The sequence below is a fragment of the Rhizobacter sp. P5_A1 genome (assembly GCF_056400745.1).
This window is the reverse complement of sequence record NZ_JBFUKR010000001.1, coordinates 170,389-191,356: the sequence shown is the minus strand read 5'-3', so window position 1 is coordinate 191,356 and position 20,968 is coordinate 170,389. Positions and strand designations below refer to the sequence as shown.

Sequence of the window (20,968 nt, the reverse complement as noted above, 5' to 3'; positions counted from 1 at the left end):
CATGAACCCCATCAAGCTCGTGATCCTCGACCGCGACGGCACGATCAACGAAGACCGCGACGATTTCGTCAAGACGCCGGACGAGTGGGTGCCGATTCCCGGTGCGCTCGAGGCGATCGCGCGGCTCAACCATGCCGGCTGGCGCACGGTGGTCGCGACGAACCAGTCGGGCCTGGGCCGCGGCACCTTCGACATGGCCACGCTGAACGCGATGCACGTCAAGATGAACCAGCTGCTCGCGAAGCACGGTGGCCGCATCGATGCGGTGTTCTTCTGCCCGCACACGCCCGAGGACGCGTGCAATTGCCGCAAGCCGCTGCCGGGCCTGTTCGAGCAGATCGGCGAGCGCTTCGGCGTCGAGCTGCGCGACGTGCCGGTGGTCGGCGACACGCTGCGCGACCTGCAGGCCGGCGTCGCGGTCGGTTGCCGGCCGCACCTCGTGTGCACCGGCAAGGGCGGGCAGATGAGCAGCGCGCAGATCGAGGCACTGTGCGCGCAGGTGCCGGGCACGCACGTGCATGCCGACCTGACCGCGTTCGCCGAACACCTGATCCGCGAGGAGCGCAAGAGCCGCACGGACACCGGCGAGTCCGATTCGGGCTTCGGGAGGCTCGACTGATGGGCTTGTTCGTCAACGCGCTGCGCTCCGCGCTGTTCGTGCTGTTCATGGCGATCACGGTGATCCCGTGGGCGCTGTCGGTGCTGGTCGTCTCGATCTTCGCGAAGGGCAACGTCGTCTACTGGATGTGCGTCGGCTGGCTGCGCACCGCGATCTGGGGCGCCAAGGTGATCTGCGGTGTGCACGCGCGGCTGCACGGCTTCGAGAACCTGCCGGATTCGCCGGTCGTGCTGCTGCCCAAGCACCAGTCGACCTGGGAGACCTTCGCGTTCCCGGGCCTGATGCCGCACCCGCTGTGCTACGTGTTCAAGCGCGAGCTGCTCTACATCCCGTTCTTCGGCTGGGCGATGGCGCGCATGGACATGATCCACATCGACCGCAGCAAGCGCGCCGAGGCCTGGAACCTGGTCGCCGCGCAGGGCCGCAGGTTCATGGCGAAGGGCCACTGGGTCATCATGTTCCCCGAAGGCACGCGTGCGGCGCGCGGCGCCAAAGGTGTCTACAAGGCCGGCGGCACGCGGCTGGCAATTCAGACCGAGCGGCCGGTGCTGCCGATCGCCGTGACCTCGGCACGTTGCTGGCCGCGCAAGAGCTTCGTGCTGCGGCCCGGCGTGATCGACGTGTCGGTCGGCAAGCCGATCGCGTCGACCGGCCGCCAGCCCGACGAGCTGATGCGCGAGGTCGAGCACTGGATCGAAACCGAGATGCGCCGGCTCGATCCGCAGGCCTATGTCGGCCAGCCGCCGTTGGCCGCGCCCGTCGCCACCACCCCGAGCTGACTGCCCCGCCGATGCGCCGCCGCTCCGAAGCCCTCGACGCACAACAGCTGTCGCTGTTCGAGGATCCGGCGCCGGAGGTCACGCCGCTGGCCTTCGTCGAAGAGAAAGTCGCGGCGCCTGCCATCTCCGTCGCCCCTGCGGCGCCCATTCCCGAACCGGTCTCGATCGCCAGCGTGCTTGCCCCTGCCGTCTTCCGCCACCCGCAGGCCGATCGCGAGATCCGGCTCAACGAGCACGTCGTCGCGTATGCGCTGAAGCGCGCGCGCCGGCGCAGCATCGGCTTCATCGTTGGCACCGAGGGCCTGAGCGTGAACGCGCCGAAGTGGGTCGGCGTGCACGACATCGAAGCGGCGCTGCAGGAGAAGGCGCGCTGGATCCTGAAGAAGCTGCAGGAACAGCAGGAACGCGCACAGCGCTTGCAATCGGCGAAGGTCGAGTGGCGCGACGGCGCGAGCCTGCCCTTTCTCGGCGAGACCGTGATCGTCGTGCTCGATCCGCGCGCCGGCCTGACCGGGCGCGGCGCGGTGCTCAACACCGATGCCGCTGCGCTGCCCGGCGTGCCTCGGCTCACCTTGCACGTCGGCCTGCCGCACACCGCGGCGCCGGAGCAGATCCGCGACACGGTGCAGAGCTGGCTGCAGCGCCAGGCGCGGCGCGTGTTCGAGGAACGTTGTGCGCACTTCGCGGCGCAGCTGAACGTGCGCGTGACCCGGCTCAGCCTGTCGTCGGCGCAGACGCGCTGGGGCAGCGCCAGCGCCGACGGCTCGATTCGCCTGAACTGGCGCTTGATCCACTTCGCGATGTCGAGCATCGACTACGTCGTCGCGCACGAGCTCGCGCACCTGCGCGAGATGAACCACAGCCCGCGCTTCTGGGATGTCGTGCGCTCGGTGCTGCCCGACTACGAGCACGCGCGCGGCAGCCTGAAGGACGGGCTGGTGCCGCTGCTCGACTGAGCGGCGCGTGCCGAGGCGGCCCGCGGCGCGGCTCAGCTCTTGCCGGCCTGCTCGTCGATCTGGCGCGCGAGGAACGCCGTCACGCGCGGATCGGTGCTGAACGCGACGTTGAAACGCAGCCAGCCGGTGCTGCGCGGCTCGACCAGGAACAGGTGTCCGGGGCCGAGCATCAGGCCTTCGGTCGCGGCCTGTTGGCTGAGCGTCGCACTGTCGGTCAGGTCGGGGTGGCGCGCCCACAGGTACATGCCGGCCTTCGGCTCGCTGAAGAGCTCGAAGCCGAGCTCGGTCAGTTGTTGCGCCACCTGCTGGTGGGCCGATCCGAGCCGCTCGCGCAACGACTTCAGGTGCTTGCGCCAGCGGCCCTCGGAGATCGCGCCGAACGCGAGCCGCTCGGTCAGGTCCGACGAAGTCAGGCCCGACAGCATCTTCAACTGGGCGAGGTCGTCGAGCAGGTCGGGTCGGGCGACCAGGTAGCCGACGCGGATGTTCGGCGAGATCGTCTTCGAGTAGCTGCCGATGTAGACGACGCGCTGCAGTTGGTCGAGGCTGGCGAGCGACGGGCGGCGTTCGGTGTCGAGGTCGACGTAGAGGTCGTTCTCGACCAGCGTGAGGTCGTGCTGGCCGGCCAGCTGCAGCACGCGGAACAGCTGCGCCACCGGTGTCACGGAGCCGGTCGGGCTCTGCAGCCGCGGCTGCGTGAAGAAGGCCTTGGGGCGGTGCTCGATCAGCAGCGCCTCGAGCGCGGCCAGGTCGTAGCCGTTCGGGGTGCGCGGCACGCCGATCACGCGTGCGCCGAGAAAGCGCAGCATGAACATCAGGTTCGGGTAGCCGGGGTCGTCGACCAGCACCGCGTCGCCCGCCTTGAGCAGCCGCCGCGCCGCCAGGTCGAGCGCCTGGCTCGAGCCCTGCGTCAGCAGCACGTGCTCGGGCCCCGCGGCGATCTGCTGCTCGGCCAGCGACTCGGTGATCAGCACCCGCAAGGCCATGTGGCCGTGCGGCAGGCCGTAGCCGCCGAGTTCGGCGCCGTCGCCGGCCAGGTGGCGCAGGCTGCGGCGCACGCCCTCCTCGAACAGCCAGTCGTTGGGGAGCCAGCCGCAGCCGGGCTTGAGCGCGAGGCGGCGGGTCTCGAAGATGTGCTGCAGGTACCAGCGCGCGTCGAAGCGCGGGTCGTCGCGCGGCGCTTCGCCCGGCGCGGCGGCCTCGTCGGTACGGCGCTTGACGACGAAGAAGCCGGCGTTCGTGCGCGACACCAGCCAGCCCTGCGCGACCAGCCGGTCATACGCCTCGACGACCGTGAACACGCTGACCGAGTGGGCCGCGGCGAACGCGCGGATCGACGGCAGCTTGGCGCCGGGGCGCAGCGTCTGATCGGAGATCAGGCGGCGCAGCCCGTCGACGATCTGGCTGACCAGCGGGACGGAGGTGTCGGGGTGCAGCGTCAGCATGCTCGATTGTGTTGCACCGGATCAGTGCTTCCATGTACAGGGCGGCAGACCAGTACAGTACACCGGCCGCCGTGGCGTTTTGTACATGGCGCACCGCATGCCGCGTGCCTACAGTCCCGCCACTCCGACCAAGGAATGCCGCCGATGCAACGCGATGCCCACCTGAACAACGCCGCCCTGATGACCCGCCGCCGCGCCGCCGTGGCCCGCGGTGTCGGCCAGGCCCACGAGATCTTCGTGCAGCGCGCCAGCAATGCCGAGCTGTGGGACGTCGAAGGCCGGCGCTACATCGACTTCGCCGGCGGCATCGCGGTGCTGAACACCGGCCACACCCGGCCCGAGATCGTCGACGCGATCAAGGAGCAGCTCGACCGCTTCAGCCACACCTGCTTCCAGGTCTTGGCGTACGAGGGCTATGTCGAACTGGCCGAGCGCCTGAACGCGCTGGCGCCCGGCGCGTTCGCGAAGAAGAGCCTGTTCCTGAGCACCGGCGCCGAGGCGGTCGAGAACGCGGTGAAGATCGCGCGCGCCGCCACCGGCCGCGGTGGCGTGATCGCGTTCACCGGCGGCTACCACGGCCGCACGCTGATGACGCTCGGGCTGACCGGCAAGGTCGCGCCGTACAAGACCGGCTTCGGGCCGTTCCCCGGCGAGGTGTTCCACGCGCTGTTCCCGAACCCGCTGCACGGCATCAGCGTGGACGACGCGCTGCACTCGGTCGAGCTGATCTTCAAGAACGACATCGAGCCGAGCCGCGTCGCCGCGTTCATCGTCGAGCCGGTGCAGGGCGAGGGCGGCTTCTACGTCGCGCCGCCCGAGTTCATCGGCGGCCTGAAGGCGCTCGCCGACCAGCACGGCATCCTGCTGATCGCCGACGAGGTCCAGACAGGCGCCGGCCGCACCGGCACCTGGTTTGCGAGCGAGCAATGGCCGGTCGCGCCCGACCTGATCGCGACCGCGAAATCGATGGCCGGCGGCTTCCCGATCTCGGGCGTCGTCGGTCGTGCCGAGGTGATGGATGCGCCCGGCCCCGGGGGCCTCGGTGGCACCTACGCCGGCAGCCCGCTCGGTTGTGCCGCCGCGCTCGCGGTGCTGCGCGTGTTCGAGAGCGATCGCTTGCTCGAGCGCGCGAAGGCCGTCGGCACGCGGCTGCTCGTCGGCCTGCAGGCGCTGGCCGGCGGAACGCCCGCGATCGTCGATGTGCGCGGGCTCGGCGCGATGGTCGCGATCGAGCTCTGCAAGAACGGCGACGTGGCGCAGCCCGATGCCGATCTCACCAAGCGCGTCGTCACCGAGGCGGCGCGGCGCGGGCTGATCCTGCTGTCGTGCGGCACCTCGGGCAACGTGATCCGCATCCTGGTGCCGCTGACGGCCGCCGATGCGCTGCTTGACGAAGGCATGGCGATCCTTGCCGAGAGCCTGGCCGCGTGCACCGCGGCGGCCGCCTGAACCGAGCCGGGCCGCACGCCATGTCCACATCCGACCTCGCCCCCGCCGCGCCCGGCGCGCGCCCGCGCCACGTGCCCGATGGTGCCGAACCGCTGGTGCGCTTCGTCGGCGTGCAGAAGACGTACGACGGCGTGCAGCTCGTCGTGCGCCAGCTCGACCTCGACATCCGCCGCGGCGAATTCCTGACCTTGCTCGGGCCATCCGGCTCGGGCAAGACGACGACGCTGATGATGCTGGCCGGCTTCGAGTCGCCGACCGCCGGCGAGATCGTGCTCGACGGCCGGCCGATCACGCGCACGCCGCCGCACAAGCGCGACTTCGGCATGGTGTTCCAGAACTACGCGCTGTTCCCGCACCTGACGGTTGGCCAGAACGTTGCGTACCCGCTCACGGTGCGCAAGGTCGACAAGGCCGCGCAGGCCGCGCGCGTCGCGAAGGCGCTCGAGATGGTGCAGCTGCGCGGCATGACGGAGCGCTATCCGGCCCAGCTCTCGGGCGGCCAGCAGCAGCGCGTCGCGCTCGCGCGCGCGCTCGTGTTCGAGCCGCAGCTGGTGCTGATGGACGAGCCCCTCGGCGCGCTCGACAAGCAGCTGCGCGAGCACATGCAGATCGAGCTGAAGGAGCTGCACCGCCAGCTCGGCGTGACCTTCGTCTATGTGACGCACGACCAGAGCGAGGCGCTGACGATGTCGGACCGCGTCGCGGTGTTCAACGACGGCGCGATCCAGCAGATCGACGTCGTCGACCGCATGTACGAGGCGCCGGCGAACCGCTTCGTCGCCGGCTTCATCGGCGACAGCACGATGCTCGGCGGCACGGTGCGCGCCGCCGATGACGAGCGCTGCGGCATCGTGCTGACCGACGGCCGCGTGCTGACCGGCGTCAACGTCAACGGCGCGGCGGTGGGTGCGACGGTGCAGGCCGGCATCCGCCCCGAGCGCATCGTGCTGCACGCGCAGAGCCTCAGCGACCGCAGCAACGTGCTGCAGGCGCGCGTGGCCAGCGTGATCTATTTCGGCGACCACCTGCGGCTGCTCTGCAAGGTCGGCGAAGGGCAGAGCGATTCGACCGTCAAGCTGCCGCTGTCGGCGCCGGCCGTGCCGGCGGTCGGCGACAGCGTCTGGCTGGAATTCCCGCCGGACTTGACGCGCATCTATGCCTGAGCGCGGCGTTTCCGATGTCATCCGTTTCCCTTGTCACTCCACTGGAGCACGTCTCACCATGAAAAAGAGTCTCTTGGTCGCCGCCATCGTTGCGGGAATGTCGCTGCCGGTCCTGGCGCAGCAGATCACCGTCGTCAACTTCGGCGGCGCCAATGCGAACGCGCAGAAGAAGGCCTACTACGAGCCGTTCGAGAAGACCGGCACGAAGGTCGTCGCGGTCGAATACAACGGCGAGCAGGCCAAGATCAAGGCGATGGTCGAGACCAAGAAGGTCACCTGGGACGTGGTCGAGGTCGAGTCGCCCGACGTCGCGCGCGGCTGCGACGAGGGCCTGTTCGAGAAGCTCGACTACTCGAAGATCGGCAACAAGAGCGACTTCCTGCCCGCGGCGGTGACCGAATGCGGCATCGGCGTGTTCGTTTGGTCCACCGTGATGGCCTACAACGGCGACAAGCTGAAGGACGGCCCGAAGACCTGGGCCGACTTCTTCGACACCAAGAAGTTCGCCGGCAAGCGCGGCATGCGCAAGGGCGCGCGCTACAACGTCGAGTTCGCGCTGATGGCCGACGGCGTGAAGCCGGGCGACGTCTACAAGGTGCTCGCGACGAAAGACGGCGCCGACCGTGCGTTCAAGAAGCTGACCGAGCTGAAGCCGAGCATCCAGTGGTGGGAAGCCGGCGCGCAGCCGCCGCAGTTCCTCGTCGCCGGTGACGTGACGATCAGCACGGTCTACAACGGCCGCATCGATGCCGCGAACCGCGAAGGCAAGAACCTGAAGATCACCTGGACCGGCGGCATCTACGACCTCGACTACTGGGTCGTCCCGAAGGGCACGCCGAACAAGGATGCGGCGCTGAAGTTCATCGCCTTCGCCAGCACGCCCGACGCGCAGGCCGAGTACGCGAAGAACATCGCCTACGGCCCGACCAACACCAAGGCGCTGGCCAAGCTCGACGCCAAGGTGCTCGGCAACCTGCCGACCTCGCCGGCCAATTCGGCCGACGCGCTGCAGTTCGACCTGAAGTTCTGGGCCGACCAGGGCGAGCAGCTCGAGAAGCGCTTCGCCGCCTGGGCAGCGCAGTGATGGGTGCAGCGGCGGCCATCGGCGATCCGCGCGCGTTGCGCCAGTCGCTGGCGCGTGCGCAGAAGCAGCGCCAGTGGCGCGCGTTCTCGCTGACGCTGCCGCTGCTGCTGTTTCTGGCGCTGACCTTTCTGGTGCCGATCGTCGTGCTGCTGAAGCGCGCGGTCGAGAACCCCGAAGTCGCGAACGCGCTGCCGCGCACCGCCGTGGCGCTGCAGGGCTGGAACCGCGAGGGCACGCCGCCGGCCGAGGCCTTCGCGGCGTTGACCCGGGATCTCGCGAGCCTGCCCGACAGCGCCGATGCGGGCGCGCTCGCGCGCCGCCTGAACAGCGAGATGCCCGGCGCGCGCTCGCTGGTGATGACGACCTACAAGGCGCTGCCGCTGCCGCAGACCACGCCGGCCACTCCGGCCGCAGACGTGCAGGTCGCGCTGCTCGCGCTCGATGCGCGCTGGGGCGAAGCGCCGTACTGGCAGGCGATCGCGAAGAACGCGTCGCGCTGGACGCCCGACTACCTGCTGACCTCGGTCGATCTGCGGCGCGACGCGAAAGGCGCGGTCGAACGCGTCGACCCCGAGCAGCGCGCGTTCGGCCGCATCCTCGTGCGCACGTTCCAGATCAGCCTGATCGTGACGCTGTGGTGCCTGCTGCTCGCATACCCGCTCGCGTACTGGCTGACGACGCTGTCGGTGCGCCAGGCCAACGTGTTGATGATCCTGGTGCTGGTGCCGTTCTGGACCTCGATCCTGGTGCGCGTCGCGGCGTGGATCGTGCTGCTGCAGTCCGAGGGCCTGGTGAACCACGCGCTGCAGAACCTGCACCTGATCAACCAGCCGCTCGCGCTGCTGTTCAACCGCACCGGCGTCGTGATCGCGATGGTGCACATCCTGCTGCCGTTCATGATCCTGCCGCTGTACAGCGTGATGCAGAGCGTGCCGCCGACCTACCTGCGCGCGGCGGTGTCGCTCGGCAGCCCGCCGCTGGCCGCGTTCTTCCGCGTCTATGTGCCGCAGACCTACGCGGGCATCGGCGCCGGCGCGCTGCTGGTGTTCATCCTGAGCATCGGCTACTACGTGACGCCGGCGCTGCTCGGCGGCCCGGACGACCAGATGCTGAGCTACTACATCGCGCAGTACACCAACGTCAACGTCAACTGGGGCATGGCCTGCGCGCTCGGCGCGTTGCTGCTCGGCGCGACGCTGGTGCTGTATGCGATCTACCGGCGCGTGACGAACTCCGAGTTGAGCCTGGGCTGAGGACGAGACGATGACCGCGCTGACGCGACTGCTGCCGATCTTTCCTGCCTACGCCACGCCGCTCGACAAGCTCGGCTGGTACGCGCTGCGCGCCGCGTGCATCGGCGTGCTCGGCTTCCTGCTGCTGCCGATCCTGGTGATCATCCCGCTGTCGTTCAGCGACAGTTCCTTCCTCGTCTACCCGATCCCGGCCTGGTCGCTGAAGTGGTACCACAACCTGTTCTCGTCGGCCGAGTGGGCGCGCGCCGCGAAGAACAGCTTCATCGTCGCGCCGCTCGCGACCTTGATCGCGACGGTGCTCGGCACGAGCGCCGCGGTGGGTCTCGCGCGCACGCAGTTCCGCTTCAAGGGGCTGCTGATGAGCCTGCTGATCGCGCCGATGGTCGTGCCGATCGTCGTCGTCGGCGTCGGCACCTACCTGTTCTTCGCGAACATCGGGCTGGGCGACACCTACACCGCGCTGATCCTGGTGCACGCCGCGCTCGGTGCGCCGTTCGTGCTGACCACCGTGCTCGCCACCTTGCAGGGCTTCAACCACAACCTGGTGCGTGCGAGCCAGGGGCTGGGCGCGAGCCCGCTGGAAACCTTCTTCCGCATCACGCTGCCGGTGATCGCGCCGGGCGTGATCTCGGGCGCGCTGTTCGCGTTCGCGACTTCGTTCGACGAAGTCGTGGTCGCGTTGTTTCTCGCCGGGCCGGAGCAGATGACCCTGCCGCGCCAGATGTTCAACGGCATCCGCGAGAACATCTCGCCGACGATCGCCGCGGTCGCGACCTTGCTGATCCTGTTCACGACGAGCCTGCTGCTGGCGCTCGAATGGCTGCGCGGTCGGCGGCGCTGAACCGCGGCGTGTTTCGACCGCGTCAGCGGCCCGGCGCGAACGGCGCCGCCAGCCCCGTGTAGTCCTTCGCGATCGGCGCCGCGTAGTCGCCGCGCTTGCTGGTCGAGAGGCCGAGCGTGACGAGCCCCTCGGCGAGCTTCACCGCGGCGCCGACGCCGTCGATCACCGGCACGCCGAGCCGCTGCTGCAGTGCGTGGCACAGGTCGGCCATCCCGGCGCAGCCGAGCACGATCGCGCCGCTGCGGTCGCTCGCCAGGGCCTGCTCGGCGCAGGCCAGGATGCGCTCGAACGCGCGGCTCGCCGGGTCGTCGAGTTCGAGCACCGCGATGTCGGTGCCGTGGATGCCGCGGCAGCGGCGCTCGAAGCCGTACTGCAGCAGCAGGTGCTCGGCGATCACGCAGGTGCGCGTCAGCGTCGTGACGATCGAGAAACCGGTCGCGAGCAGGGTCGCCGCATGGAACGCGGCCTCGGCGATGCCGATCACCGGCCCGCGCGCGAGCTCGCGCGCGGCGTGCAGGCCGGGGTCGCCGAAGCAGGCGATGACGTAGGCGTCGGTGCTGCCGGCCGCCTCGCCGGCGCGCACCTGTTCGGTCACGCCGGCGGCGGCCCAGACATCGTCGTGGTGGTCTTCGATCGAGGCCGCGCCGAAGCTCGGGTTCACCGCCTCGATCAGCGTGCCCGGTGCCGCGACGGCGCGCGCGGCGGCGCCGATGCCGGCCGTCATCGCGGCGCTGGTGTTGGGGTTGATGACGCGAATCTTCATGGCAGTCTCGCCAGCAAGTCACGCGCCCGGGGCGCGGGCCGGCTGCGCCCCAACGCAGGGCGCGCGCACTGCGTTGGCGTCGCGCCGGCGCGACCCGGTGCGGCCGAACCGTGGCACATGCTTTGCGTACGCCCTGCCGAATGGCAACTGTCGACTCCACCCTCGTGCTGACGTCGCTGGTGAAGCGCTACGGCGACACCCGCGCGGTCGATGGCATCGACCTGACGATTCCGTCGGGCAGTTACTGCTGCCTGCTCGGCCCTTCCGGCTGCGGCAAGACCTCGACCCTGCGCATGATCGCGGGTCACGAGCTGGCGTCCGAGGGGCAGATCCTGCTCGGCGGCAAGTACGTCACCGACCGCAGCCCGGCCGAGCGCGGCACCGCGATGATGTTCCAGAGCTACGCGCTGTTCCCGCACCTCAGCGTGCTCGACAACGTCGCGTTCAGCTGGAAGATGCGCGGCAAGTCGGTGGCCGAGCGCCATGCGCGCGCGAAGGAACTGCTGCAGCTGGTCGCGATGACGCCGTACCTGAGCCGCCTGCCGAGCGAGCTCTCCGGCGGCCAGCAGCAGCGCGTCGCGCTCGCGCGTGCGCTGATGACCGAACCACGCGTGCTGCTGCTCGACGAGCCGCTCTCGGCGCTCGACCCGTTCCTGCGCGTGCAGATGCGTGCCGAGCTGAAGCGTTGGCAGCAGGAGCTCGGCTTCACGTTCGTGCACGTCACGCACTCGCAGGAAGAGGCGATGGCGCTGGCCGACCAGGTCGTCGTGATGAACCAGGGCCGCATCGAGCAGACCGGGTCGCCGCGCGAGGTGTTCAATGCGCCGCGTTCGGAGTTCGTCGCGCGCTTCATGGGGGCGCACAACGTGATCGAGACGCCGACCGGCAAGGTCGCGGTGCGCTCCGACCGGCTGCGGCTGCAGCGCAGCCTCGCGACCACCGGCAACGACGCGCGCCAGGCGGCGGTGCGCGCGGTCGAGTACCAGGGCAGCTACGTGCAGGTCAGCCTGGCGCCGCACGACGCGACCGACGGCCAATGGACCGTGACCCTGCCCGACGACGAGTTCGACGCCCACCCGCTGGCCGCCGGCGAGACCGTGTTCGTCTCGTGGGCCGACAACGAAGCGCACGCGCTGGCCTGATCGCGGCCCTCCTCGCACTTCCCTTCAACCTTCAGCCCGCTCCAGGAGACGACGATGTCCGACAACAGCACCCCCTTCAACTCGACCCGCCGCACGCTGATCAAGGGCGCTGCGGCCGCCGCGACCGGCACGATGGGCTTCCCGTCTGTGCGCGCGGCCGAGCCGATCACCTTGCGCTACCTGGGCACCGCGGTGAACCAGGACAAGGCGATCGCCGAGAAGTTCAAGGCCGACACCGGCATCACGATCCAGTACATCCCGGTCACGACCGACGACGTGACCAAGCGCGCCGTGACCGCGCCGAACTCGTTCGACCTGATCGACACCGAGTACTTCTCGCTGAAGAAGATCATTCCGACCGGCAACCTGCTCGGCATCGACACCAAGCGGATCAAGAACGCCGACAAGATCACCTCGCTGTTCACGAAGGGCGAGGTCGCCGGCAAGAAGGTCGGCGACCAGGGCACCGCGCCGAAGAAGGTGATGTACCTCGAGAAGCCGGACGCCAAGACGTTCTCGGCCGCGCCGACGCAGTTCATGACCTTGATCCCGACGGTCTACAACGCCGACACGCTGGGCATCCGCCCCGACCTGATCAAGCGCCCGATCGACAGCTGGAAGGAGTTGCTGAACCCCGAGTTCAAGGGCAAGGCCGCGATCCTGAACATCCCGTCGATCGGCATCATGGACGCGGCGATGGTCGTCGAGGCCGCGGGTCTGTACAAGTACCCCGACAAGGGCAACATGACCAAGAAGGAGATCGACCTGACGATCAAGACGCTGATCGAGGCGAAGAAGGCCGGCCAGTTCCGGGCCCTCTGGAAAGACTTCAACGAGAGCGTGAACCTGATGGCCTCGGGCGAGGTCGTGATCCAGTCGATGTGGTCGCCGGCGGTCACCGCGGTGCGCACGAAGGGCATCGACTGCCGCTTCCAGCCGCTGAAGGAAGGCTACCGCGCATGGGCGGCAGGCTTCGGCGTGCCGAAGTCGGTGACCGGCAAAAAGGCCGACGCCGTCTACGAATTCATCAACTGGTTCCTCGACGGCTGGGCCGGAGCGTACCTGAACCGCCAGGGCTACTACAGCGCGGTGCTCGAGACCGCAAAGGCGAAGATGGAGGCCTACGAATGGGCCTACTGGATGGAAGGCAAGCCCGCGACGCAGGACATCAAGTCGCCGAACGGCGACCTGCTCGCGAAGACCGGCGCGCTGCGCGACGGCGGCAGCTACGAAACGCGCATGGGCGGCATCGCCTGCTGGAACGCGATCATGGACGAGAACGCGTACATGGTCCAGAAGTGGAATGAGTTCGTCGCGGCCTGACCGGGCGCGCGCGTCGGCCTGGCTACAGGCCACGCCGTTCACGCTCGTCTTCGTGCTGTTCCTGGTGCTGCCGCTCGTGCTCGTCGCGGCGGTCAGCACCTGGCGCGCGACCGACTACGAGCTGATCCCGGCGTTCACGGTGCAGAACTACCTCGACGTGTTCAACGGCTGCGGCAACACGGCCGAGCTGTGCGTCACGCTGAAGACCTATCTGTCGACGCTGAAGTTCTGCTTCCTCGTCTGGCTGATCACCTTGGTCGCAGGCTTCGCGGTCGCGTACTTCCTCGCGTTCCATGTGCGCTCGGTCGGCGCGCAGACCTTGCTGTTCATCCTGTGCACCGTGCCGTTCTGGACCAGCAACGTGATCCGCATGATCTCGTGGGTGCCGCTGCTCGGCCGCAACGGCGTGATCAACCAGGGGCTGCAGGGCCTCGGGCTGATCGACACGCCGATCGAGTGGCTGCTGTTCAGCAACTTCTCGGTCGTGCTCGCGTTCGTGCACCTCTACACGATGTTCATGATCGTGCCGATCTTCAACTCGATGATGCGCATCGACCGCGCGCTGATCGAGGCCGCACGCGATGCGGGTGCGTCCGGCTGGCAGACCGTGTGGAACGTCGTCGTGCCGCTCTCGCGCACCGGCATCATCATCGGTTCGATCTTCGTGATCACGATCGTGATGGGCGACTTCGTGACGATCGGCGTGATGGGCGGCCAGCAGATCGCATCGATCGGCAAGATCATCCAGGTCCAGACCTCGTACCTGCAGTTCCCGATGGCCGCGGCGAACGCGGTGATCCTGCTCGCGATCACGCTGATGATGATCTGGGGTCTGACGCGGCTCGTCGACATCCGCAAGGAATTGTGATGACCCGCGAAGGCCGGCGCCCCGCCAGCTTCTACGCGCTCGCGTTCGTGTTCGCCGCGTTCGTGCTGTTCCTGTACGGCCCGATGGTCACGATCTTCGTGCTCAGCTTCCAGGGGCCGGAGGGCGGGCTGACCTTTCCGATGCGCGGCGCCTCGCTGCACTGGTTCGGCAAGCTCTGGGAGGGCATGGGCGTCGTCGACATCGCTGCGGCGTTCCGCCGCTCGGTCGCGCTCGGCGCGGTCGTGATGGTCGCGACCGTGCTGCTGTCGCTCGGCGCGGGCCTGGCGTTTCGCAAGAAGTTCGCCGGCTCGGGCCTGCTGTTCTACACCTCGGTCGCGAGCCTGATCATGCCGTCGATCGTCGTCTCGCTCGGCATCGGGCTGCAGTTCCGTCTGATCGACACCGCCGTCAAGACGCTGCTCGAACGCTGGGGCCTGGGCGGCCTGCTCGAAAGCTACGGCACCGCGATGGGCCTGTTCAGCTCGGCGCTCGGCGCGCACCTGACCTGGACCTTGCCGTTCGGCCTGCTGATCATGCTGGCGGTGTTCAACCGCTTCAACCCGGCGTTCGAAGAAGCCGCGGCCGACCTCGGCGCAACACGCTGGCAGAGCTTCCGCCACGTCGTGCTGCCGCTGATCGCGCCCAGCCTCGTCGGTGTCGGCATGTTCGGCTTCACGCTGAGCTGGGACGAGATCGCGCGCACCTCGCAGGCGATCGGCGATGTCAACACCTTGCCGCTCGAGCTGCAGGGTCTGACCAGCACCGTGACGACACCGGCGATCTATGCGCTCGGCACCGTGACCACGATCGTCTCGTTCGCGGTGATGGGCGGCACGCTGGCGCTGATGAAGCTGCTGAACCGCCGCCGCGGCCGCATCCTGGCCGCCGGCTGACCTGAATCGGCGGGCCGCATCTGCCGCGGCTCAGAACGTCGAGCACTGAAAGAAGCCGCGGTGACCGAAACAGGATGTCGTCGTCGGCATCCGGCTGTAACGCGCCGCGGTGTCCTTCGCGCTGAGGCGCAGCACGCAGTCGCGCCAGGGGTCCGAATCGCTTTTGTAGCCGAGCCTTTCGCAGGCCGGGCCATAGGTTGCGACCATCTCGTCGACTTCGCGCTGCATGCGCGCTGTCCGGTCGGCTTGTGTGACGCAGCCGGCCAACAACGAGAGCAGCAGCCAGGTGGTGAATGAACGCATGAGCGTCTCCTTCGCGCCGCGGCGCCGCGCGCCGTGCGTGTCCGTTACGTCGGTGTGCGTATATGCCGGCGCGGGCGCGATCGGTTCATTGGTTGCGCATCGCGAGCGATGAACCGCCGCGCCGCGGCTCGGCATACACGTGACACGCACAAGCGTGCACTTGAGCAAGGAGCTGAACCATGAAAGCCAGGATTCCGATCGCTTGCACCTCAGTCGTCGCGGCGTTCTCGTTCGTGCTGGTGCCGGGCGCAATGTCCGCGGCCCCGATGGCCGGGAGTCGGGCCGCGCCGCCAGCCCACACGATGACGGCGCCGCCGAGCCGCGCGACGCAGCCCACCACGCTCGGCCCGACGCGCACCGGCCAGCCGAGCCAGGAGTGCGGCAGCCCCAGCGCGCCCAACACGCCGGGCAACTCGGCGCAGGCGCCCGGCTCGGCCTTCAACCCGGACGGCAGGGCGGGCACCGTCTATGCGGGAGAGCAGCCGCAGAACTCGCGCAATACCGCCAGCGTCTCGCAATACGACACTGCCTGCGCGCACCAGCGGCGTTGAGCACGAAATGGATTCGCGCCGCCGTTGCAATTCGACCCCGTCGAGCCGGCATATCATCGCCGGCAACAGCGATGGCGTCGCGGTGAGGCCGTCGGAAAACACGGGCGCATCCGGATGGTCGCAGACAACGCAGGGCTCGACATCGTCGCCATCGGCGAGGCGATGGTCGAATTCAACCAGCAGCGGCCGAACGCGCCGGACTTCATCCAGGGCTTCGGCGGCGACACCTCGAACGCGATCATCGCGGCGGCGCGCCAGGGCGCGCGCACCGCCTACATCTCGCGGCTCGGCGCCGATGCGTTCGGCGATCGACTGATGGCGTTGTGGGCGGCCGAGAACGTCGGCGCCGACGCGGTGATTCGCGACCCGCAGGCGCCGACCGGCGTGTACTTCGTGACCCACGCTGCGAACGGCCATGCCTTCAGCTACCTGCGGGCCGGCAGCGCCGCGAGCCGGATGACGCCGGCCGACCTGCCGGCCGCACTGATCGGCGGCGCGAAGTTCCTGCATGTCTCGGGCATCAGCCAGGCCATCAGCGCCAGCGCGTGCGACACGGTGTTCGCGGCGATTGCGCTGGCGCGCGCGGCCGGCTGCAGGGTCGCGTACGACTCGAACCTGCGCCTGAAGCTGTGGCCGCTGGACCGGGCCCGCGCGATCATCAAGGAGACGATCGCGCATTGCGACCTGTTCCTGCCGAGCCTCGAAGACGCCGAGCAGTTCACCGGCCTCAGTGGCCGCGACGCCATCATGGACTGGTGCCTTGCCGCCGGCGCGCCGGCCGTCGTGCTCAAGCTCGGCCGCGACGGCGCGATGCTCGGCAGCGCCGAAGGCAGGACGCAGGTGCCCGGTCGCATCGTCGACGCGGTCGACGCGACCGGCGCCGGCGACTGCTTCGCCGGCGCGCTGCTCGCGCGCCTCGCCGCCGGCGACGCGATGCTCGATGCGGTGCAGTACGCGAACGCCGCCGCGGCGCTGACGACGACCGGCTTCGGCGCCGTCGCGCCGATCCCGCGGCCGGCCGATGTGCGGGCCTTCATCGCGAGTCGCCCATGACCCGTCGCGTGGTGGTCGTCGGCGGCAGCAGCGGGATCGGCCGCGCGAACATCGCCGGCGCGATGATCTACCTCGACGCGCAGGGCCGGCAGACCGGCTGCGAAGACGTATTCACGAAGCTCGAGATTTGCCGCGCTCACTACGAGGCCGTCGGCCTCGGCGCGGGCTACGTCGACCAGTTCGTGCGCTAAGGAGAAGCTCCATGCAACAGCATTTCATCGGCGGCCACTGGGCCCCCTCGAGCGGCGGCGAGACGCTGCCCGTCATCGACCCGAGCACCGGCGAGGTGTTCGACCAGCTCGCGCGCGGCACGGCCACCGATGTCGATCGCGCGGTGCGTGCCGCGCGCGCGGCGCTCGGCGGCGCGTGGGGCCGCATGACCGCGACCGAGCGCGGCCGCATCCTGATGAAGATGTCGGCGCTGATCCTCGCGCGCCACGAAGAGCTCGCGCAGCTCGAGGCGCGCGACACCGGCAAGCCGATCGGCCAGGCGCGCAACGACATCAGCGTCGCCGCGCGCTACTGCGAGTTCTACGGCGGCGCGGCCGACAAGCTGCACGGCGAGCAGATCCCGTACCTCGAAGACTTTCATGTCGTCGTGCTGCGCGAACCCTACGGCGTGACCGCGCACATCCTGCCGTGGAACTACCCGGCGCAGATGTTCGGCCGCTCGGTCGTGCCGGCGCTGGCCACCGGCAACGCCGCGGTGCTCAAGCCCTCGGAAGACGCGTGCCTGTCGCCGCTCGCGTTCTGCGAGATCGCGAAGGAGGCCGGGCTGCCGGCCGGCGCGCTGAACATCGTCACTGGCCTCGGCGAAGAAGCGGGTGCCGCGCTGACGGCGCACCGCGACATCGATTTCGTCACCTTCACCGGCTCGCCCGAAGTCGGCACGCTGGTGCAGAAGGCCGCGGCCGAGCGCACGCTGAAGTGCGTGCTCGAACTCGGCGGCAAGAGCCCGCAGATCGTCTTCGACGACGCCGACCTCGACCGCGCGGCCGGCTTCGTGCTGAAGGCGATCACGCAGAACGGCGGCCAGACCTGCTCGGCCGGCAGCCGGCTGCTGGTGCAGCGTTCGATCTGCGACACCTTCGTCAAGAAGGTGGCCGAGCGTTTCGCGCGGTCGTCGGCCGGCACGCCGGCGATGGACAAGGATTGCGGCCCGCTGATCAACGCCGAGCAGCAAAGCCGCGTGCAGCGCTTCATCGACGAGGCGCGCGCGAGCGGCATCCCGGTGCTCGCGCAAGGCCGTGTCGCCGAGGGCGTGCCGGCCGGCGGCTTCTATGTCGCGCCGGTGCTGTTCGGCCCGGTACCGCGCGATCACCGTCTGGCGCGCCAGGAGGTGTTCGGCCCGGTGCTCGCGGTGATCCCGTTCGACGACGAGGACGACGCGATCGCGCTCGCGAACGCGACCGACTTCGGCCTGATCGCCGGCATCTGGACGCGCGACGGCGGCCGTCAGACCCGGGTCGCCCGGCGCATGCGCTGCGGCCAGGTCTACATCAATTGCTATGGCGCGGGTGGCGGCGTCGAGCTGCCGTTCGGCGGCGTGAAGAAGAGCGGCCACGGACGCGAGAAGGGCTTCATGGCGCTCGAAGAGTTCTGCAGCGTGAAGACCGTGGTCCAGTATTTCGGCAAATGACAAAGGAATCATCATGAGACTGAACGACAAGGTCGCGATCGTGACCGGCGCCGCGAGCGGCTTCGGCGCCGAGATCGCGCGCCAGTACGTCGCGGAGGGCGCCAAGGTGGCGGTGGCCGACATCAACGAGACCGGCGCGCGCGACGTGGCCGCGTCGCTCGGGACCAACGCGTTCGCGGTGAAATGCGACGTGACGCAGCGCGCCGACATCGACGCGCTGGTGAAGGCCACCGTCGACCGATTCGGCAAGCTCGACATCGTCGTCAACAACGCCGGCTGGACGCACCGCAACGGGCCGCTGCTCGATGTCGACGAGGCCACCTTCGACCGTGTCTACGACATCAACGTCAAGTCGATCTTCCACATGGTCCATGCGGTCGTGCCGCTGCTGCGCAGGCAGCGCAGCGGCGTGATCCTGAACATCGGCTCGACCGCCGGCATCCGCCCGCGCCCCGGCCTCACCTGGTACAACAGTTCGAAGGGCGCGGTGAACCTGATGAGCAAGTCGCTCGCGGTCGAGCTCGGTCCGGACAACATCCGCGTCAACGCGATCTGCCCGGTGATGGGCGCCACCGGCCTGCTCGAATCCTTCATGGGCATGCCCGACACGCCGGAGAACCGCAAGAAGTTCGTCGCGACGATCCCGCTGGGGCGCCTGTCCGACCCGAAGGACATCGCGCGCGCCGCGGTCTACCTCGCCAGCGACGACGCCGAGTTCATCACCGGCGTCGAGTTCCCGGTCGACGGCGGCCGCACGGTCTGAGGGCTCAGGCCAACGAGAAGCGGTAGACGCCGTCGGCATCGAGCCGGCGCGTCAGCCGGCCGTCGAGCCACAGCGCATGCAGATGCGCGATCGACTCGCCCATCGCGAAGGTGGTCTGGTGCAGGTCGAGCTTGCGGCGGAACAGGATCATCAGCAGGTCGGCCGCGCATTGCGGCGCCTCGCCGCACGCGGTGATCACGTCGGCGAGCCGTTCGTCGTGGTGGGCGACGAGCTGGTCGACACGGGTGTGCAGCCCCGTGAACGGCCGGCCGTGCGACGGCAGCACCAGCACATCCGCCGGCAGCGCCTTCATGCGGGTGATCGAATCGAGGTACAGGCGCAGCGGGTTCGACTCGGGCTCGCCCTCGTGCACGCTGACGTTGGTCGAGATGCGCGGCAGCACCATGTCGCCGCTGATCAATGCGCCCAGCTCGGGGCAATGCAGCGAGATGTGCTCTGGCGCGTGGCCGTAGCCGACGTGGCAGGTCCAGGCGCGGCCGCCGATCGTCAGCGTGTCGCCGCCGAGCATGCGCCTGAAGCTCGCCGGCAGCTGCGGCACCATGCTCGCGTAGTAGTTCGTGCGCGCCCTGATCTTGGCCTGCGATTCGGGGTCGGTCAGGCCGTGGCTCGCCATGAAGCGCGCGGTGGCCTCGCCGCCGATCGTGGCCAGGCCGCTGCTGGCCATGCGCGCGACGTTGTAGTCGGTCGCGCTGGCCCACAGCCGCACGCCCCAGCGCTCGGTCAGCCAGTGCGCGAGGCCGATGTGGTCGGGGTGCATGTGGGTCACGATCACGCGCAGCACCGGCAGGCCCTGCAGCTCGTTCGCGAAGATCGTCTCCCAGGCGGCGCGGGTCGCGTCGTTCGTGATGCCGCAGTCGACGATGCTCCAGCCTTCGCGGCCGTCGATCGAATCGCGCAGCAGCCACAGGTTGATGTGGTCGAGCTGGAACGGCAGCGCCATGCGCAGCCAGCGCACGCCCGGTGCGACCTCGAGCGTCGTGCCGAGTGCCGGCAGCGCCTCGCCGAGCGGATAGCCGAGCTGCAGTTCGAGTGCGTTCATCGCCATCGTCGTGTTCCCCATTTACACTTTGATCGGTTGACGCACTTTACGTAAACGTCAATCGGCCAGTGTAGGCCGCTTCGCTTCCCACCGCTGTCACGCAGATGTCTTCGACCTTCACGATCGGCGAACTCGCGCGCGAGTTCGACCTCACGACCCGCGCGATCCGCTTCTACGAGGATTGCGGGCTGATCACGCCGCAGCGCAGCGGCCGCAACCGCATTTACACGCAGCGCGACCGCACGCGGTTGAAGCTGACCTTGCGCGGCAAACGCCTCGGGCTGACGCTGGCCGAGGTCAAGGAGCTGGTCGACATGTACGAGTCGCCGCGCGACACGCTGCCGCAGCTGAAGAAGTTCCTGGTCGTGCTGGCGGCGCACCGCGAGCAGCTCGAGCAGCAGATGGCCGATCTGCACGTCACGCTCGACGAGGTGCGCAGTCACGAGAAGGAAGCCCGGCGCCTGCTGGCTCAAGGACAGAAGAAGGCCGCGGTCTAGAATTGACGTATACGTCAATGGCGGGTTCCCGCCCGGAGCCGACACCTCATGATTGCGGACCCGAACTTCGAGCAGCGCACGGTCGATTCGTTCGCGCGCCAGCCGGCGATGGCCACGCTCGGGATCACGCTCGACGCGGTCGCCGCGGGGCGCGTCGTGCTCGCGATGGCGCATCGCGTCGACCTGACGCAGCAGCATGGCTTCCTGCACGCCGGCATGCTCGCCACCGCACTCGACTCGGCCTGCGGCTATGCCGCGTTCACGGTGATGCCGGCCGGGGCCGGCGTGCTGACGATCGAGTTCAAGATCAACCTGCTGGCGCCGGCGCGCGGTCCGTTGCTTCGGTTCGAAGCTCAGGTGACCAAGTCCGGGCGCACGATCAGCGTGGTCGACGGCCAGGCGTTCCAGTTCGATCCCGGCACGGCAGCCGAGCGCAAACTCGTCGCGACGATGACCGCGACCGTCATGACCGTGCTGGGCCGCGACGACGTGCGTCATTGACACCACCTTCAAGGAGACAAGCA

22 protein-coding genes and 1 pseudogene are annotated in these 20,968 nt (G+C 69.0%); 19 read left to right on the top strand and 4 right to left on the bottom strand.

Going from position 1 to position 20,968, the window contains the following annotated elements:
- The first annotated feature begins 1 nt into the window (after nucleotide 1).
- From gmhB to AC1DTW_RS00915, 3 genes are read left to right on the top strand one after another with little or no spacing between them, the layout of a single operon-like run.
- On the top strand, nucleotides 2–619 hold the full coding sequence (gmhB, locus tag AC1DTW_RS00925) for a D-glycero-beta-D-manno-heptose 1,7-bisphosphate 7-phosphatase (RefSeq protein ID WP_477978167.1): 618 nt from the start codon (nucleotides 2–4) through the stop codon (nucleotides 617–619).
- On the top strand, nucleotides 619–1,398 hold the full coding sequence (locus AC1DTW_RS00920) for a lysophospholipid acyltransferase family protein (RefSeq protein ID WP_477978165.1): 780 nt from the start codon (nucleotides 619–621) through the stop codon (nucleotides 1,396–1,398). Before gmhB ends, AC1DTW_RS00920 begins: the two co-directional genes overlap by 1 nt.
- An 11-nt stretch (nucleotides 1,399–1,409) precedes the next feature.
- Nucleotides 1,410–2,354 carry a M48 family metallopeptidase gene (locus AC1DTW_RS00915; RefSeq protein WP_477978163.1) on the top strand — a complete coding sequence of 315 codons (945 nt, stop codon included), beginning with the start codon at nucleotides 1,410–1,412 and terminating at the stop codon, nucleotides 2,352–2,354.
- A gap of 32 nt (nucleotides 2,355–2,386) precedes the next feature.
- Here AC1DTW_RS00915 and AC1DTW_RS00910 read toward each other — a convergent pair whose 3' ends face one another.
- Nucleotides 2,387–3,799 (bottom strand): aminotransferase-like domain-containing protein, encoded by a 1,413-nt coding sequence (locus AC1DTW_RS00910; protein WP_477978161.1) that lies wholly within the window; start codon nucleotides 3,797–3,799, stop codon nucleotides 2,387–2,389.
- Nucleotides 3,800–3,943: 144 nt separating this feature from the next.
- Between AC1DTW_RS00910 and gabT the strand changes: the two genes are divergently transcribed.
- From gabT to AC1DTW_RS00885, 5 genes are read left to right on the top strand one after another with little or no spacing between them, the layout of a single operon-like run.
- Complete coding sequence (gabT, locus tag AC1DTW_RS00905) at nucleotides 3,944–5,248, top strand: 4-aminobutyrate--2-oxoglutarate transaminase (protein ID WP_477978159.1); 1,305 nt, start codon at nucleotides 3,944–3,946, stop codon at nucleotides 5,246–5,248.
- Between the two features lie 20 nt (nucleotides 5,249–5,268).
- Complete coding sequence (locus tag AC1DTW_RS00900) at nucleotides 5,269–6,411, top strand: ABC transporter ATP-binding protein (RefSeq protein WP_477978157.1); 1,143 nt, start codon at nucleotides 5,269–5,271, stop codon at nucleotides 6,409–6,411.
- A 58-nt stretch (nucleotides 6,412–6,469) separates the two neighbouring features.
- Complete coding sequence (locus AC1DTW_RS00895) at nucleotides 6,470–7,495, top strand: ABC transporter substrate-binding protein (RefSeq protein WP_477978155.1); 1,026 nt, start codon at nucleotides 6,470–6,472, stop codon at nucleotides 7,493–7,495.
- On the top strand, nucleotides 7,495–8,748 hold the full coding sequence (locus AC1DTW_RS00890; RefSeq protein ID WP_477978153.1) for an ABC transporter permease: 1,254 nt from the start codon (nucleotides 7,495–7,497) through the stop codon (nucleotides 8,746–8,748). Before AC1DTW_RS00895 ends, AC1DTW_RS00890 begins: the two co-directional genes overlap by 1 nt.
- Before the next feature lie 10 nt (nucleotides 8,749–8,758).
- On the top strand, nucleotides 8,759–9,589 hold the full coding sequence (locus AC1DTW_RS00885; RefSeq protein ID WP_477978151.1) for an ABC transporter permease: 831 nt from the start codon (nucleotides 8,759–8,761) through the stop codon (nucleotides 9,587–9,589).
- 22 nt (nucleotides 9,590–9,611) lie between these two features.
- Here the strand turns inward: AC1DTW_RS00885 and AC1DTW_RS00880 are convergent, their stop codons facing one another.
- On the bottom strand, nucleotides 9,612–10,352 hold the full coding sequence (locus tag AC1DTW_RS00880) for an aspartate/glutamate racemase family protein (protein ID WP_477978149.1): 741 nt from the start codon (nucleotides 10,350–10,352) through the stop codon (nucleotides 9,612–9,614).
- 140 nt (nucleotides 10,353–10,492) lie between these two features.
- On the opposite strand from AC1DTW_RS00880, the gene AC1DTW_RS00875 reads away from it, so the two are divergent.
- Genes AC1DTW_RS00875 through AC1DTW_RS00860 form a run of 4 tightly spaced genes read left to right on the top strand, consistent with a single transcriptional unit; the run spans nucleotide 10,493 to nucleotide 14,578 of the window.
- Nucleotides 10,493–11,494, top strand: a complete 1,002-nt coding sequence (locus AC1DTW_RS00875; protein WP_477978147.1) for an ABC transporter ATP-binding protein — start codon at nucleotides 10,493–10,495, stop codon at nucleotides 11,492–11,494.
- A gap of 54 nt (nucleotides 11,495–11,548) precedes the next feature.
- Nucleotides 11,549–12,817: an ABC transporter substrate-binding protein gene (locus AC1DTW_RS00870; RefSeq protein WP_477978145.1), complete on the top strand. Its 1,269-nt coding sequence runs from the start codon at nucleotides 11,549–11,551 to the stop codon at nucleotides 12,815–12,817.
- On the top strand, nucleotides 12,798–13,685 hold the full coding sequence (locus tag AC1DTW_RS00865; protein ID WP_477978143.1) for an ABC transporter permease: 888 nt from the start codon (nucleotides 12,798–12,800) through the stop codon (nucleotides 13,683–13,685). Before AC1DTW_RS00870 ends, AC1DTW_RS00865 begins: the two co-directional genes overlap by 20 nt.
- Complete coding sequence (locus AC1DTW_RS00860) at nucleotides 13,685–14,578, top strand: ABC transporter permease (protein WP_477978141.1); 894 nt, start codon at nucleotides 13,685–13,687, stop codon at nucleotides 14,576–14,578. The genes AC1DTW_RS00865 and AC1DTW_RS00860 overlap by 1 nt, the downstream gene beginning before the upstream one ends.
- A 30-nt stretch (nucleotides 14,579–14,608) precedes the next feature.
- Here AC1DTW_RS00860 and AC1DTW_RS00855 read toward each other — a convergent pair whose 3' ends face one another.
- Nucleotides 14,609–14,881, bottom strand: a complete 273-nt coding sequence (locus AC1DTW_RS00855) for a hypothetical protein (protein WP_477978139.1) — start codon at nucleotides 14,879–14,881, stop codon at nucleotides 14,609–14,611.
- A 179-nt stretch (nucleotides 14,882–15,060) separates the two neighbouring features.
- On the opposite strand from AC1DTW_RS00855, the gene AC1DTW_RS00850 reads away from it, so the two are divergent.
- The 5 genes and pseudogenes from AC1DTW_RS00850 to AC1DTW_RS00830 all read left to right on the top strand — a co-directional run bounded on the left by AC1DTW_RS00850 (nucleotide 15,061) and on the right by AC1DTW_RS00830 (nucleotide 18,887).
- Nucleotides 15,061–15,432 carry a hypothetical protein gene (locus AC1DTW_RS00850; protein WP_477978137.1) on the top strand — a complete coding sequence of 124 codons (372 nt, stop codon included), beginning with the start codon at nucleotides 15,061–15,063 and terminating at the stop codon, nucleotides 15,430–15,432.
- A 114-nt stretch (nucleotides 15,433–15,546) separates the two neighbouring features.
- Nucleotides 15,547–16,485, top strand: coding sequence for a sugar kinase (locus tag AC1DTW_RS00845; protein ID WP_477978135.1), 939 nt, complete (start codon nucleotides 15,547–15,549; stop codon nucleotides 16,483–16,485).
- Between the two features lie 50 nt (nucleotides 16,486–16,535).
- A pseudogene (locus AC1DTW_RS00840) lies at nucleotides 16,536–16,676 on the top strand (cupin); the annotation flags it as partial.
- An 11-nt stretch (nucleotides 16,677–16,687) separates the two neighbouring features.
- A complete protein-coding gene (locus tag AC1DTW_RS00835) occupies nucleotides 16,688–18,124 on the top strand; it encodes an aldehyde dehydrogenase family protein (protein WP_477978133.1) in 1,437 nt (478 codons plus the stop codon).
- A gap of 13 nt (nucleotides 18,125–18,137) precedes the next feature.
- Complete coding sequence (locus AC1DTW_RS00830; RefSeq protein WP_477978131.1) at nucleotides 18,138–18,887, top strand: SDR family oxidoreductase; 750 nt, start codon at nucleotides 18,138–18,140, stop codon at nucleotides 18,885–18,887.
- A 4-nt stretch (nucleotides 18,888–18,891) separates the two neighbouring features.
- Here the strand turns inward: AC1DTW_RS00830 and AC1DTW_RS00825 are convergent, their stop codons facing one another.
- Nucleotides 18,892–19,947 (bottom strand): MBL fold metallo-hydrolase, encoded by a 1,056-nt coding sequence (locus AC1DTW_RS00825; RefSeq protein WP_477978505.1) that lies wholly within the window; start codon nucleotides 19,945–19,947, stop codon nucleotides 18,892–18,894.
- A 104-nt stretch (nucleotides 19,948–20,051) separates the two neighbouring features.
- On the opposite strand from AC1DTW_RS00825, the gene AC1DTW_RS00820 reads away from it, so the two are divergent.
- The gene (locus AC1DTW_RS00820) at nucleotides 20,052–20,444 is read left to right on the top strand and encodes a MerR family transcriptional regulator (RefSeq protein ID WP_477978129.1); all 393 of its coding nucleotides are present in this window, start codon (nucleotides 20,052–20,054) and stop codon (nucleotides 20,442–20,444) included.
- Nucleotides 20,445–20,492: 48 nt separating this feature from the next.
- Nucleotides 20,493–20,945 (top strand): PaaI family thioesterase, encoded by a 453-nt coding sequence (locus AC1DTW_RS00815; protein WP_477978127.1) that lies wholly within the window; start codon nucleotides 20,493–20,495, stop codon nucleotides 20,943–20,945.
- Nucleotides 20,946–20,968: the final 23 nt, after the last annotated feature.